This is a genomic window from Tsuneonella sp. HG249 (genome assembly GCF_053819205.1).
The window spans coordinates 1,098,682-1,112,396 of the sequence record NZ_JBSOQY010000001.1; the positions used below are offsets into that span (position 1 = coordinate 1,098,682).

Sequence of the window (13,715 nt, forward strand, 5' to 3'; positions counted from 1 at the left end):
CTGGGTTTGTGCGACCAAATGCTACCCTAGGCGCTCTTTCGAGCGAAGATCGTCATGGCCGGCGATACTGCATTGGGCACCAGAAGCTTTGTGCGGGCTATGATCTCCTCCCCCTTCGGCCCGAGAAACATCCCCTCGATCTCGCCGTCGAGCGACGGGTCGACCGGTCCGAATTTTCCTGAGAACCGGGTGCCATCCGGGGAAACAACTACGTCCTTGAGATTGAAGTCACTTGTGCCTTGGCCGTAGAACCCTGTGCGGATGAGGCCCGTGATCCGGCGCGCGGCGAAATCCACGCGCAAGTCGTCGACCGCGGCATCGGATCGGCGATATACTCCTGTGCCGGTGGTGGGGAGCGCGTTGGGCGGAGAGGCAACCCCGTATCCGAACTGGGCATTCAAGTAGGGATCTTTCTGGGTGGGGTCGGCCGCGCTCGTGAAATAAGCGCTGATCATGTGCTGGGCGATCTGACTGGCGATTACGGGCCGCCGGAGGTCGACTATGCCGCCTATCGCATCGAAATAGGCGGAGACGCGCTCGCCATTGAATGCGCTGCCTGATTCGGCATGGGCAATCAGTTCCCCCTCGCTCAGGCCGGGCACCGACATGATCAGGCTGGACGGCGGCGAGAATCGCATGCCCAGGCCCGGATCGAAATCGTACGTGTCCGGGTTTGTTATCCAGTCCCACCCGTCCTGCTTCGCCCGGACGGTGAAACCCAGCAGAGCGAATGATTGAGCCGTCGTGACGCCAAGAGTGCCAAGTGAGCCAACCGGAGGCAGCGGCGGCGGGGGTGGCGGGGGTGGCGGAGGTGGCGGCGGAGGAGGTGGCGGCAGCGCCTGGGATGGTGCGGGCGCCGATGTCCCGCCGCCTCCGCATCCGCTCAAGAGTACCAGGCCCAGTGCGGCAAGGGCTTTGCGCCGGTCGAGATCGTCCATGACATGTCCTCCTGCCTCCTAGTTGAAGGACACCGCGAAGTTCGGCCATGATGGAGAACCGATGCTTTTCCGATGATTCGCCGATAGCGACTACGCTGCGCGCTGAAACGCCTTTCCGCGCATGATCTCGATGTACTGGCGCGCGGCACGTTCGTGCGTTTCGGGGTCGCCGGCGAATGTCCCGCGACGGCCTTGCGCAGTGCCGAATTCGCTTCGGCTGTTCACGTGGGGAAACGGAAATTCGGGAACTGGCACACCGAGAAAAGCGCAAAGAGGTTCCCAGCCCTCCCGCGGATGAAATGGCAACAGGCGGTCCGCTGGCAAGGCGTCAACAACCGACTGATTGCGGGCGGTGTACCATTCTTTGAGAAAGGTGCGGTCCTCGGGATCGTGGCCGATGGGGTCGAAGATCGTCGCTTCCAGCATGGACCCTACAGGCATGCCGCGAAATAGCGTGCGCCTTGCAGGGTGAAAGATCGTCTCCTTCACCGAATCGCACCAGCCGTCGGCGTCACGCGTAGTCAGGATCACCTTTGCTTGCGGATAGGCCGCGGCAAGCTCTCGCCAGTAAGTTGCCGAGGGATAGTCGCTGGTCGAGCGGAACCCCTTGAAAATGGCTCCCCAGTTGGGTCGACCCTCGGCGGCGGCGAGCCATAAGGGAATCTGCTGGCGGCCGTCCGCCAGCACTTCGGTCATGTGATGGCATGGGCCAAGGCCCAGCGCCTCAAGCGCGAATTTCATCGATAGTGTCGCGTTGCGCCCAAGGCCCGCCGCGATCACCTCAAGTGTCATGAACGAGGATTCCCGGGGCGGTCACGTCGGGCACTGTGCGCCCGCCCGCTTGCCGTCGCAAGCGGCTGTGAAATGAGTCTTTCGCGCAACACCTGCTCGCTTCTTCATGGAAGACAGTGTTTCTAAAGCAAGTGGTTGGCACGGACACCTTCTGTTCCGTCTCAGTAAATTTCCGTTTTCGTGAGCTTGACCGAAAGTCCCCGCTTGACGGCGAGTCCGCGAGGACTCACCATGTGGATAAGTTGAATCAGGGGGAACTGACGGGATGGGGGTCTTGGAGACCGCACGGGCTCGTGCGCGCGGGAATGCGGCACCGGTCGAACTGCCGCTGGGGCGGATTCTGGCGGGCGATTGCATCGAGGCGATGAAGCGACTGCCGGCCGCCAGCGTCGACCTGGTGTTCGCAGACCCGCCCTACAACCTGCAGCTCGGTGGCGATCTGAACCGGCCTGACGGCAGCCATGTCGATGCGGTGACCGACTATTGGGACCGGTTCGACAGCTTCAAGACTTACGACGACTTCACGCGGGCCTGGCTCAGCGAGGCGCGCCGGGTGCTCAAGCCCGACGGCGCGCTCTGGGTCATCGGCAGCTACCACAACATCTTTCGCGTCGGCGCGATTTTGCAGGACCTGGGGTTCTGGATTCTCAACGATGTCGTGTGGCGCAAGACCAACCCGATGCCCAACTTCAAGGGCACCCGCTTCACCAACGCGCACGAGACGCTGATCTGGGCCAGCATGGGCGAGAAGAGCCGCTACCACTTCAACTACCGCGCGATGAAGACGCTCAACGACGAACTGCAAATGCGCAGCGACTGGGTGATCCCGATCTGCGGCGGGCAGGAGCGCCTCAAGGAAAACGGCCACAAGGCGCACCCGACGCAGAAGCCCGAGGCGCTGCTCTATCGCGTGCTGCTCGCGACGACCGAAAAGGGCGACATCGTGCTCGACCCGTTCTTCGGAACCGGCACCACCGGCGCGGTTGCCAAGCGGCTGGGACGCGAATGGATCGGCTGCGAGCGCGAGCCCGCCTACCGCGAGGTCGCGACGAAGCGGATCGAGAAGGAGCTGCCGCTCGACGAGAGCGCGCTCGCCACGATGCAAAGCCCGCGCGCCGCGCCCAAGGTGGCGTTTGGCGCGCTGGTCGAGGCGGGTCTTCTGCCGCCCGGGACCCAGGTGTTCGACAAGCGCCGCCGGTGGACCGCCACCGTGCGCACAGACGGCTCGCTGCTTTACGAGACCCAAAGCGGCTCGATCCACGGCCTCGGCAAGGACCTCCAGGGTGCGCCGAGCTGCAACGGCTGGGCCTTCTGGCACTACGAGACAGGCGGGGAGATCAAGCCGATCGATGCCGCGCGCCAGCTCTACCTGTTGAGCGTGGAAGACTAGGCTCACCACTCATCATTGCGAGCGACCGACGGGTCGCGCGGCAATCCAGCTTCGGAGCTGGATTGCTTCGCGTCGCTTTCAAAGACGAGTTAAGGGTTCGATATGACCGACCGCCTCTACATCATGCCCATCGGCCTCGCGGCCAGCCCGCAGAGCGAGGGCGGTGACGCCGTCCGCCTCGCCGGTGGACTGGTCTACGCTCACCGCTTCGCGGCACTCGTGCGGCGCGAGGGCTGCGTTGTCGAGCGGTACCGCTTCACTTCGGAAACCGCCGCCGAGACCTTCGCCAGGCTATCGGCAGAGCTCGGAGCCGAGGCCGAGGCGCAGTGGGGCGCTTTGCGCACGGCACACCCGCCGCTCCAGCTTGGCGAGCGGACGATCCGCCTCGATCAACCGCAGGTGGTGGGCATCCTCAACGTCACCCCCGACAGCTTTTCCGACGGCGGGAAGTTCCTCGAAAAGCCCGAGGAAGGCGCCGCGCATGCTGCGGCGATGCTTGAGGCGGGCGCCGCATTGGTCGACATCGGCGGCGAAAGCACCCGCCCGGGAGCGGCGGCGGTGTGGGAGGAGGACGAGATCGCCCGCGTGGTCCCGGCGGTCGAATACTGCGCGAAGATGGGCGCGGCGATCAGCATCGACACCCGCCGGGCGGCGGTCATGAACGCCGCGCTCGATGCCGGGGCGCATATGGCGAACGACGTCTCAGCGTTGCGGCACGACCCCAACATGGTCGACCTGGTCACCGCTCGCGCCTGTCCCGTGGTGCTCATGCACGCGCCCGGGTCTGGCGAGGACCTCCACGCCGGCGGTGACTACGACAGCGTCGTGTTCGATGTGTTCGACTGGCTTGCCGCACGGCGCGACGAGGCGCTCGCCGCGGGCGTCGCCCGCGAGAAGATCGTGCTCGATCCAGGTATCGGCTTCGGCAAGTCGCTGGCCGACAACCTCGCTTTGATCAACTCGCTGGCACTATTCCACGCGCTCGGTCAGCCGCTGATGTTCGGTGCCAGCCGCAAACGGATGATCGGCGCTCTCAGCAACGAGGCGGCCGCGCATGAACGGTTGGGTGGCAGCGTGGCGCTGGCCGTCAAGGCGATGGACGCCGGCATCCAGCTCGTCCGGGTGCACGACGTCGCCGAGACGGTGCAGGCGCGCAATGTCTGGCGCGGTCTGCGCGACGCGGCGCTGACCGACTTTTCGGCGCTGGATTAACTGCCGGGCGAGGCGGCGGAACCCGCCAGCAGGCCGCCATCGAGCGTGAGCTCGGCACCCGTCATATAGGCGCTTTCCGGCGAGGCGAGGTACACGCAGAGCGCGGCGACCTCGTCGACGGTTCCGAAGCGCTTGAGCGGCGTATCGGACACCATCGCCGCCATTCGCTTCTCGCGATCGGGCCCGTCGCCGATCAGCGCGTCCCACATCGGTGTGAACACGGCCGCAGGGTGGATCGAGTTGCTGCGGATGGCCCAGCCCTTCTGCGCGGCATACAACGCCACCGACTTCGAATGATTGCGGACGGCCGCTTTACTCGCCGCGTAGGCGGCCGCGCCCGGAATGCCGACAAGGCCCGAGCGCGACGACATGTTTATGATCGATCCAGTGCCCTTCGCCTTCATCGCCCGAAGCGCGTAGCGGCAGCCGAGGAAGCAACCGTTAGTGTTTACGGCGTGGACCCGCTGCCATTCGGCCAGGCTGGCGTTTTCCGGATCATGCGCCGCGGGACCGTCCTCGAATCCGGTAATCCCGGCATTGTTCACCAGCACGTCGATTGCGGGATAGGCGCGCGCGAAGGCATCCCAGTCGGCTTCGCTCGCCACATCGAGCCGATGCCACTCACATCCGAGTTCGGCCGCCGCTTGGAGGCCCTCGCTCTCGTCGATGTCCGTGAGTACGACCCGGGCCCCTTCAGCGACGAAAGCCGCGCAGATCGCCTTGCCAATCCCTCGCGCGCCGCCGGTTACCACGCAAAGCATGCCCGATAGTTTTCGCATGCCGCGTCGCTAGTTCACTCAGGCGGCGCTCTCAATCCCCAAGTCGCCGAGTTTGCGGTACAGCGTCGAGCGGCCGATCCCGAGACGACGGGCGACCTCGGTCATGCGCCCGCGATAGTGGCCGATGGCGAGGCGGATGACGTCGGCCTCGATCTCTTCGAGACTGCGCAGGTTGCCGTCGTCGGTGTAGAGCATCACGCCCACCCCATCGAGGCGGGGGTCGCGGGTTTCCACGGGCTCACCGAGCATTTCGGATAGCTGCGGAAAGCTGTCGGAAGTGAGCGCGTCGCCGTCGCAGAACACCGCAGCACGGAACAGCACGGCCTGAAGCTGGCGAACGTTGCCCGGCCAGTCGAACGCGGCCAGCAGCGCCAGCGCCCCGTCGGTAATGGTCAGGGCCCGCAACCCCGGTTGCTCGCCGATGCGGGTGAGGAAATGGCGGGCGAGCGCCTGGATATCCCCGGTCCGCTCGCGCAGCGGCGGCAGGGTGATCGTGGTGCCCGAGAGCTGCTCGTGAAGCGCCGGGTGAAAATAGCCGGCGTCTCCGAGCGCGCCGAGCGGCAGGTTGCTGGCCGAAAGAACTCGCACGTCGATCTTGAAGCCGTGCCGCGCGCCTACAGGGCGGACAACGCCGGTCGAGAGGACCTCGGCGAGCTTCTCCTGCATGTCCATCGTCAGACGATCGATCTCGTCGAGCACCAGCGTACCGCCATCGCATTGCTGGATGGCGCCGACCTGCCGCTCGAAGGCGCCGGGAAAAGCGTTTTGCTCGTGACCGAACAGCACGGACTCGATCGAATTGGCGGGAACGGCGCGGGCGTTGATCAGGCGGAACGGCGCCTTGGCGCGGGGCGAGGCGGCGTGCATCGCGCGCACCAGCATTTCCTTGCCGGTTCCGGTCTCGCCTTCGATCAGCACGTTGCCGTGGCCGCGCGCCGACTTGGCCGCCTTGGCCAGCGCGGCACGGAAATTAGGCGCGGTGCCGATCATCGCGTCGAAGTCGAGCACCTGGCCCAGCTTCTCGGTCAGCGGCTGGAGCTCGTCGCGCGGCGCCTCGCGCTTGGTGGCGCTGCGGAGCGCCTGCATCAGCCGGTCGGGCGCGACGGGCTTGATGAGGTAGTCGTTGGCGCCCGCGCGCATCGCCTCGACCGCGAGCAGCGGGCTCGCGCTGGCGGTTAGCATGAGGATCGGCAGGCCGGGCCGACGCGCCTTCAATTCTTCGATCAGGCGGCAGGCCTCGTCGCCGGGGACCCACTGGTCGAGGATTATCGCGGAAAGCTGCATGCCTTGCCGCGTGCCGAGCGTGGCGATGGCCGTCTCCGAGTCCCCGACGACCAGGGTGCGCCAGCCCTCGCGCGCGGCGAGTGCGGAAATGAGCCGGCTCTGCGCCGGTTCGTCGTCGATCAGCATCAATAGCCGGTGTTCGCCGTCGATCATCGTCCCACGTGTCCCGTCCCGATACAGACCGACCGAATACGGGACAGGAGTAAAGGTCCGCTTAAGCCACTCGAAAAGCCGCCGCCTCGGGGTTGAGCGGGCGCGCGGCGCGCGATAGGAGACGCGCCAATCAAATTCGTGAGGTGAGAGAGACAATGGCAACCGGCAACGACATGAAGGCGCACCAAGGTACCTACGGCGGCTTCATCAACCTGCTGAAGTGGAGCGTACCTGCTCTGGCGATCCTGACGCTGATTATCGTCATCCTGATCGCCGAGTGACGGTCATCCCGCTGCGGATTGCCGTCCTCAAGGAGACCGCGCCGGGCGAGACCCGGGTCGCCCTGACGCCCGAAACGGCGAAGAAGTTCGCCGCGCTGGGTGCGACGGTGGCGGTCGAGAGAGGCGCCGGGCTGAGGGCGAGCATCCCCGATGGCGCCTATACCGATGCTGGCGCGCAAGTCGGTGCGGGCGTCGAGGTGGTGGAGGGCGCGGATATCGTCGTGGGCGTTGCGCCCCCGGAACCCTCGGCACTGGCCGGCGCCAATCCCGGTGCGTGGGTCGCGGCGGTGTTCGACCCGTTCGGCAGGCGTGAGCGAGTCGATGCCTATGCCGGCGCGGGCTTCGAGGCGCTGGCGATGGAGTTCATGCCGCGAATCACCCGGGCGCAGAGCATGGACGTGCTATCGAGCCAGTCGAACCTCGCTGGCTACAAGGCGGTGATCGCCGCAGCCGATGTTTATGGTCGGGCCTTCCCGATGATGATGACCGCCGCCGGCACGGTGCAGGCGGCTAAAGTATTCGTGATGGGGGTCGGCGTCGCCGGCCTGCAAGCAATCGCGACGGCTCGGCGGCTGGGGGCCCAGGTCTCCGCCACCGACGTCCGCTCGGCCACCAGGGAGCAGATCCAGTCGCTCGGCGCGAAGGCGATCTTCGTCGAGGACGTTGCCGGGATAGAGGGCGAGGGCGCGGGCGGCTACGCGACCGAGATGTCGGACGAGTACAAGGCGGCGCAGGCCGAGCTGGTCTCGAGCCATATCGCCAAGCAGGATATCGTCATCACCACCGCGCTCATCCCGGGCCGGGCGGCGCCGCGGCTGATTTCGGACGCCCAGATCGCGACCATGAAGCCCGGCAGCGTGATCTACGACCTGGCGGTGGCGCAAGGCGGTAATGTCGAAGGATCGGTGGCCGATCAGGTAGTCGAGAAGCACGGCGTGAAGATCATCGGCTACGCCAACACCCCTGCCAAGCTACCGGCCGATGCATCCGCGCTCTACGCGCGCAATCTCTATAACTTCCTGTCCGCCTTCTGGGACAAGGAACAGGGCCGCCCAGTTCTCGACGCGGAGATCGGCGACGCGGTGCGGCTGACCAGGGGCGGGGCGGTGGTGAGCGAACGGCTCAAGGGGGGCTGAGCAAGTGGACTTCATCTCGATCCTGTCGATCTTCGTGCTCGCCTGCTTCGTGGGCTATTACGTCGTTTGGTCGGTCACTCCAGCGCTGCACACGCCGTTGATGGCGGTGACCAACGCGATTTCGTCGGTGATCGTAGTCGGCGCGCTGATCGCGGCGGCGGCGGAGGGGAGCCCAAGCGCCAAGTGGCTCGGACTGATCGCGGTGGCGCTGGCCAGCGTGAACATCTTCGGCGGGTTTGCGGTCACCGCGCGAATGCTGGCCATGTACAAGAAGAAGGATAAGCCGGCGCCCGCGGCGGAGAAGAAGGCGTGAGCGCCCTTCCCGCGGAACGGGTGAGCGACCTCTCGATCGTCGCCGACGCGGCACACGCGGTCAGCCCGTGGGTGGCGCTGGCCTATTTGGCGGCGGGCGTCCTGTTCATCCTGGCCTTGCGCGGCCTGTCCTCGCCAGCGACAAGCCAGCGCGGCAACCGCTTCGGCATGGCGGGCATGTTGATCGCGGTGGTGACGACGCTGGTGACGCACGAGGTCGCCTCGCTGCCTGAAATCTTTGCTGCAATCGCGATCGGCGGGGGGATCGGCTGGATCATCGCGCGGCGCATTGCGATGACCGCGATGCCGCAGCTGGTCGCCGCCTTCCACAGCCTTGTCGGCCTTGCGGCGGTGCTTGTCGCGGTCGCTGCTTTCCTCAATCCCGACGCGTTCGGAATCCTCGGAATGGACGGCAACATTCTCGCCGTCAGCCGCATCGAGATGGCGCTGGGCGCGGCGATCGGCGCGATCACGTTCTCGGGCTCCGTGATCGCCTTCGCCAAATTGAACGGCAATATGAGCGGCGCGCCGATCATGTTGCCCGGGCGGCACATTATCAATCTCGGCACGCTTGTCGCGATAATCGCCGGCACGGCGATCTACGCCGTGTCTAACGACGCCGGCGCGGGCGAGGGCTGGCTGTTCTGGGCCATCGTCGCCGCGGCGTTCGCGATCGGCTTCCTGCTGATCATCCCGATCGGCGGGGCGGACATGCCGGTCGTGGTGTCGATGCTGAACAGCTATTCCGGCTGGGCGGCTGCGGCGATGGGGTTCACGCTCCACAACACCGCGATGATCATCACCGGCGCGCTGGTCGGCAGCTCCGGTGCGATCCTGAGCTACATCATGTGCCGGGCGATGAACCGCAGCTTCATCTCGGTGATCGCGGGCGGGTTCGGCGCGGATGCGGCGATCGCCGGCGAGGCGCGTGAGCAGCGCCCGTACAAGACCGGGAGCGCCGCCGATGCCGCGTTTATGCTCGAGCAGGCCGAAAAGGTGATCGTCATTCCCGGCTATGGCATGGCCGTGGCGCAGGCTCAGCATGCGCTGCGCGAGATGACCGACAAGCTCGAAGACAAGGGCGTCGAGGTGAAGTTCGCCATTCACCCGGTCGCGGGGCGGATGCCGGGCCACATGAATGTGCTGCTCGCCGAAGCGCAGGTACCTTACGACAAGGTGTTCGAGCTCGAAGACATCAACTCGGAGTTCGCCCAGGCCGACGTGGCGTTCATCATCGGCGCCAACGACGTGGTGAACCCGGCGGCCAAGACCGACAAGTCCAGCCCCATTTTCGGCATGCCCGTCTTCGACGTCGACAAGGCCAAGCAGGTGTTCTTCATCAAGCGCAGCATGGGCGGCGTGGGCTATGCCGGGGTCGACAACGACGTGTTCTACATGGACCAAACGATGATGCTGCTCGCCGACGCGAAGAAGATGGTCGAGGATATCGTCAAGGCGCTCGACTGATGCGAGCGGCGCTTATCCTCGTCGCGGCGCTGGCGCTGGGCGGGTGCGTGCAGAAAATCGCGGAGAGCCGCGTGCGCTCGGCGCTCGTCGAGGCTGGCCTGTCGGACAAGAACGCCGAGTGCATGGCGGGCCGGATGGTCGATCGGCTCACTATCGCCCAGTTGCGTAAGCTCGAGGCATTGAAGGCCCGCGCCGGCGAGCGCGAGCGGCCGGTCACAATCTCGGAATATCTCGAACGCGTGCGCCGAGTGGCAGACAGCGAAGTGATCGCCGTGACTGCTAGTTCGGCAGGGATCTGCGCGGTGGGCCTGGGCTAGCTGCCCTTTAACACCGGCAGCTCGCCTTTCAGCGCGAAGTCGCCGAATGCATATTTGCACGCGTCGAACGCCGGGAAGATCAGTTGGCTGTCTTCGTCAAAAGTGACGCGCACGTCGTATTTGCAGACGCCCGCATCCTTGTCGAAGTGGACCGTGTAGTCCTCGCCGGGCTTGATGGTGCTTGGCCCCTGATCCTCGTCGCGCTTGTCCTTCTTCCAGTCGGAGACGCCAGTTTGCGAAACCTCGACTAGCTTGATCGTCTTTCCGGTCTTGTTGACCAGCACGAAATCCCAGTTCTCGGCCAGAGCGGGGGTTGCAAGCGTCAGCAGCAGTCCCCCCGCAAGTAGCTTGATGCGCATGGCATTGCTCCCCGGTGCTGTAACGCCCGGAGAATGCGCTTCATTCGCGAGTCTGGCAAGCGGGCCTACCCTCATTGACTTACCGAGCTGTCAGCAGCAGTCTCGCCCTATGAGGATGATCATGATAGCCGCGCTCGCACTGAGCGCCTCACCCCTTTCCGCCGCTACACGTGAGGTCGCCGCTGGCGACGGGGCGCAGGCTCGCTTGCAGGAGGCGCTGATCCTCGCCGAGCCGGGCGACGAGGTGGTGCTGGGAGCGGGCCGTTTCGCGATCGACGACGGGCTCAGTCTCGACGCGAATGGGGTTACTGTGCGTGGCGCGGGCATGAATGCCACCGTGCTCGATTTCTCCACCCAAAACGGTGCCGGCGAGGGGTTTCTCGTCACCGGCGACAGCGTGACGTTGCGCGACTTCGCCATCGAGAACCCCAAGGGCGACGGCATCAAGTCAAAGGGGGCCGACAACATCGTCTACCAGCGCATCCGGGTCACCTGGACCGGCGGCCCCAAGGCCACCAACGGAGCGTACGGGCTTTATCCGGTGGAGAGTACCGGGGTGCTGATCGTCGACAGCGAGGTCTCGGGGGCATCGGACGCCGGCATCTACGTCGGCCAGTCCAAGGGCATCACCGTCCGCGGCAACCTCGCCCGCCACAACGTCGCCGGGATCGAGATCGAGAATAGCCGCGATGCAGTCGTCGAGACCAACTTCGTAACCGGCAATACCGGCGGTATCCTGGTGTTCGACCTGCCCAATCTGCCAGTCATGGGCGGCGGCAACACCGTGGTGCGCAACAATCTGGTAGCCCACAACACTACCGCCAACTTCGCACCTCCCGGCAACATCGTGGCAGGAGTGCGCCGCGGCACCGGGATCATGGTGATGGCGAATGACGGGGTGCTGGTCGAAGGCAATACCATCATCGACAACCCGACCGCGCCGGTGATGGTCGTCGCCTATCCGATGCAGTTCGATGACAAGACCTACAATCCCTATCCCCGCAACGTGACAATCGGCGCGAACCGAGTCGAGCGCGGCGGCTACGATCCGCAGTTCGAAGGTGGGGAGCAACTGCTTGCCGCGTTCGGCGGCGCGCTGCCGCCGGTGCTGTGGGACGGGCTGACGCAAGATGGCACCACAGCCGTGCGTGTCGACCCTGCGCTCGCAGGATGGTCGCTCAACCTCACCACGCAGGGTACGGGGCTGGACGCCGCCAAACCGGGATCGCTCAAGGTCGCCGCGCCGGTCGCCGGCGTCAGCCTCGCCGGCGCGGGCGCCCCCGCGGCGTTGGAGGGCCGGCTGGTCCCGTGATCCGCGAGGGTATCCTCGGCCTCGCGCTGCTGACCGCAGCGGTGGCGATGGCGCGCGACGCGCCGACGCCGAGCGACGCGGCGATCGCCGGCAGCGCGATGCCCGCGACGCTCGCCGAATTCGGCTTCTTCGCCGACCCGGCCCGGCAAGTACCGTCCCAAGGCGTGGTGCCTTATCGCCTCAATACTCCGCTCTACTCCGATGGCGCCGAGAAACTGCGTTTCGTTTATGTGCCCCCTGGCAAGCAGACCGTCTCGGCGGGCGACGGGCTGCTAGAATTCCCCGTCGGCACCGCGCTCATCAAGACGTTCGCGTTCGAGGAGAATGGCGAGCGCCGGCTGATCGAAACCCGGGTCCTGCTGCGCCGCGCCGACGGCTGGGTGGCGCTACCTTACCAATGGAATGCCGAGCAGACCGAGGCGAAGCTGGTGCTGGCGGGCGCGCGGGTCCCTGTCGTCACCCCGGGGGGCGAGGCGATCGAGTATCGCGTGCCCAACAAGAACCAGTGCAAGGAATGCCACGGGCTGGAGGGCAAGGTGGTGCCGATCGGGCCCAAGGCGCGCAACCTCGCGCCCGGATGGCTGCGCGCGCAGCACAAGGCCGGGACGCTCGATCGCATGCCCGAAAGTTCGGGCGTGTTTCCGCTGTGGGAAGATCGCGCAAATGCGCCGGCGGAGGCGGTCGCGCGCGCCCACCTCGACGTCAACTGTGCCCATTGCCATCGCCCGGGCGCTGGGGCTTCGAACTCGGGCCTAGACCTGCGCTGGGAACAGAGCGATCCCAAAGCGCTCGGGGTGATGAAGCGCCCGGTCGCCGCGGGCCGCGGGGCGGGCCAGTTTCTCTACGACGTGGTGCCCGGCCACCCCGAGCAATCGATCCTCACCCACCGCATGCGCAGCCTGGAAGGGGGCGTTGCCATGCCCGAACTGGGCAAGGCGACGATCGACCGAGAAGGCGTCGAAGTAGTGGAGCGCTGGATTGCCGGAATGGCGCAATGAAGCGCTTGATCCGGGCCGCTGCGATACTGATCGCGCTGCTTGTAATACTGTTTCTCGTCTTCCGCGTGCCTGATGCCGATCCGGCGGCGATGCGCGCGAAGTACGGGGCCGCGCCTTCGCGCTTCGTCGAACTCGCCGGCGGCCCGACCGTGCATCTTCGCGACGAAGGGCCGCGCGATGCACCCGTCATCATGCTGCTCCACGGTTCCAACGCGGATCTTCACACCTGGCGGCCGTGGGTCGAGCGGCTTGCCGGCGACTACCGGATAATCCGCTTCGACCAGCGAGGACACGGCCTGACCGGGCCGGCCGAGGACGACGACTACAGCCGCGCGGCGTTCGCCGCAGATGTGGAGCGCGTCGCGGACCGGCTGGCGCTCGACCGCTTCGTGCTGGCGGGCAATTCGATGGGCGGCGGGATTGCGCTCGAATACGCGCTCGCGCATCCGGAGCGGCTGGCGGGGCTGGTGCTGGTCGATGCCGGCGGGGCGCCGCGGCTGGAGGAAGCCAAGGGCAACATCGGCTTCACGCTGGCCCGCACACCGGGTGTAGCCTCGCTGATGGGGCAGGTCGTGCCGCGCTCGCTGATCGAGCGCAGCCTGCGGCAGAGCGTGTCGAACCAGGCGGTCGTCACCGACGCGGCAGTCGACCGCTATTGGGAGCTGTTGCGCTATCCCGGCAACCGCGCGGCTACCGCCAAGCGGTTCTCTCTGCCCAACGAGCCCTTCGCGCCTGCCGCGCTGGCCAGGCTCGGCGTCCCCACGCTGGTGCTGTGGGGGGCGGAGGACAATCTCATCCCGCGATCCTCCGGCCGCTGGCTCGCCGGGCACATTCCCGGCGCGCGGCTGGAAGTCCTGCCAGGGATCGGCCACCTCCCGATGGAAGAAGCGCCCGACGCCACCGCGCGCATTCTTCGCGACTGGGCCGCCGGCCTCCCGTCCCCCGCCGCGCCCACCGCCTGACTTGCCTCGCCGAGCGGGCATCG

At 66.3% G+C, this 13,715-nt stretch carries 15 protein-coding genes; 10 read left to right on the forward strand and 5 right to left on the reverse strand.

From position 1 onward, the window contains the following. Positions 1 to 26: 26 nt before the first annotated feature. Together ACWPM1_RS05450 and ACWPM1_RS05455 are read right to left on the reverse strand one after the other, a co-directional pair. Positions 27 to 938, reverse strand: a complete 912-nt coding sequence (locus tag ACWPM1_RS05450; protein WP_455693820.1) for a hypothetical protein — start codon at positions 936 to 938, stop codon at positions 27 to 29. Positions 939 to 1,028: 90 nt separating this feature from the next. After that, a complete protein-coding gene (locus ACWPM1_RS05455; protein ID WP_455693821.1) occupies positions 1,029 to 1,730 on the reverse strand; it encodes a sulfotransferase family protein in 702 nt (233 codons plus the stop codon). A gap of 265 nt (positions 1,731 to 1,995) precedes the next feature. Here ACWPM1_RS05455 and ACWPM1_RS05460 point away from each other — a divergent pair, with 265 nt between their 5' ends. Together ACWPM1_RS05460 and folP are read left to right on the forward strand one after the other, a co-directional pair. Then, a complete protein-coding gene (locus ACWPM1_RS05460; RefSeq protein WP_455693822.1) occupies positions 1,996 to 3,120 on the forward strand; it encodes a DNA methyltransferase in 1,125 nt (374 codons plus the stop codon). Positions 3,121 to 3,222: 102 nt separating this feature from the next. Further along, positions 3,223 to 4,332, forward strand: a complete 1,110-nt coding sequence (gene folP / locus ACWPM1_RS05465; protein WP_455693823.1) for a dihydropteroate synthase — start codon at positions 3,223 to 3,225, stop codon at positions 4,330 to 4,332. Here the strand turns inward: folP and ACWPM1_RS05470 are convergent. After that, the gene (locus ACWPM1_RS05470; RefSeq protein WP_455693824.1) at positions 4,329 to 5,111 is read right to left on the reverse strand and encodes an SDR family oxidoreductase; all 783 of its coding nucleotides are present in this window, start codon (positions 5,109 to 5,111) and stop codon (positions 4,329 to 4,331) included. The genes folP and ACWPM1_RS05470 overlap by 4 nt on opposite strands. Positions 5,112 to 5,129: 18 nt before the next feature. Beyond that, positions 5,130 to 6,548 (reverse strand): sigma-54-dependent transcriptional regulator, encoded by a 1,419-nt coding sequence (locus ACWPM1_RS05475; RefSeq protein WP_455693825.1) that lies wholly within the window; start codon positions 6,546 to 6,548, stop codon positions 5,130 to 5,132. A 155-nt stretch (positions 6,549 to 6,703) separates the two neighbouring features. On the opposite strand from ACWPM1_RS05475, the gene ACWPM1_RS05480 reads away from it, so the two are divergent. The 5 genes from ACWPM1_RS05480 to ACWPM1_RS05500 are packed head-to-tail and all read left to right on the forward strand — an operon-like array spanning position 6,704 to position 10,061. Further along, complete coding sequence (locus ACWPM1_RS05480) at positions 6,704 to 6,829, forward strand: aa3-type cytochrome c oxidase subunit IV (RefSeq protein WP_455693826.1); 126 nt, start codon at positions 6,704 to 6,706, stop codon at positions 6,827 to 6,829. An 11-nt stretch (positions 6,830 to 6,840) separates the two neighbouring features. Further along, positions 6,841 to 7,965: an NAD(P) transhydrogenase subunit alpha gene (locus tag ACWPM1_RS05485; protein WP_455695130.1), complete on the forward strand. Its 1,125-nt coding sequence runs from the start codon at positions 6,841 to 6,843 to the stop codon at positions 7,963 to 7,965. A 4-nt stretch (positions 7,966 to 7,969) separates the two neighbouring features. Further along, positions 7,970 to 8,278, forward strand: a complete 309-nt coding sequence (locus ACWPM1_RS05490; protein WP_455693827.1) for an NAD(P) transhydrogenase subunit alpha — start codon at positions 7,970 to 7,972, stop codon at positions 8,276 to 8,278. A gap of 20 nt (positions 8,279 to 8,298) precedes the next feature. Further along, positions 8,299 to 9,744, forward strand: a complete 1,446-nt coding sequence (locus ACWPM1_RS05495) for an NAD(P)(+) transhydrogenase (Re/Si-specific) subunit beta (RefSeq protein ID WP_455695131.1) — start codon at positions 8,299 to 8,301, stop codon at positions 9,742 to 9,744. Beyond that, complete coding sequence (locus ACWPM1_RS05500) at positions 9,744 to 10,061, forward strand: hypothetical protein (RefSeq protein WP_455693828.1); 318 nt, start codon at positions 9,744 to 9,746, stop codon at positions 10,059 to 10,061. Before ACWPM1_RS05495 ends, ACWPM1_RS05500 begins: the two co-directional genes overlap by 1 nt. Here the strand turns inward: ACWPM1_RS05500 and ACWPM1_RS05505 are convergent. Then, positions 10,058 to 10,420, reverse strand: coding sequence for a hypothetical protein (locus tag ACWPM1_RS05505; protein ID WP_455693829.1), 363 nt, complete (start codon positions 10,418 to 10,420; stop codon positions 10,058 to 10,060). The two genes, ACWPM1_RS05500 and ACWPM1_RS05505, sit on opposite strands and share 4 nt — an antisense overlap. Before the next feature lie 109 nt (positions 10,421 to 10,529). On the opposite strand from ACWPM1_RS05505, the gene ACWPM1_RS05510 reads away from it, so the two are divergent. Genes ACWPM1_RS05510 through ACWPM1_RS05520 form a run of 3 tightly spaced genes read left to right on the forward strand, consistent with a single transcriptional unit; the run spans position 10,530 to position 13,692 of the window. Further along, positions 10,530 to 11,732, forward strand: coding sequence for a parallel beta-helix domain-containing protein (locus tag ACWPM1_RS05510; protein ID WP_455693830.1), 1,203 nt, complete (start codon positions 10,530 to 10,532; stop codon positions 11,730 to 11,732). Then, entirely contained in the window at positions 11,729 to 12,730 is a 1,002-nt protein-coding gene (locus tag ACWPM1_RS05515) for an SO2930 family diheme c-type cytochrome (protein WP_455693831.1), read from the forward strand. Before ACWPM1_RS05510 ends, ACWPM1_RS05515 begins: the two co-directional genes overlap by 4 nt. After that, positions 12,727 to 13,692, forward strand: coding sequence for an alpha/beta fold hydrolase (locus tag ACWPM1_RS05520; protein ID WP_455693832.1), 966 nt, complete (start codon positions 12,727 to 12,729; stop codon positions 13,690 to 13,692). Before ACWPM1_RS05515 ends, ACWPM1_RS05520 begins: the two co-directional genes overlap by 4 nt. Positions 13,693 to 13,715: the final 23 nt, after the last annotated feature.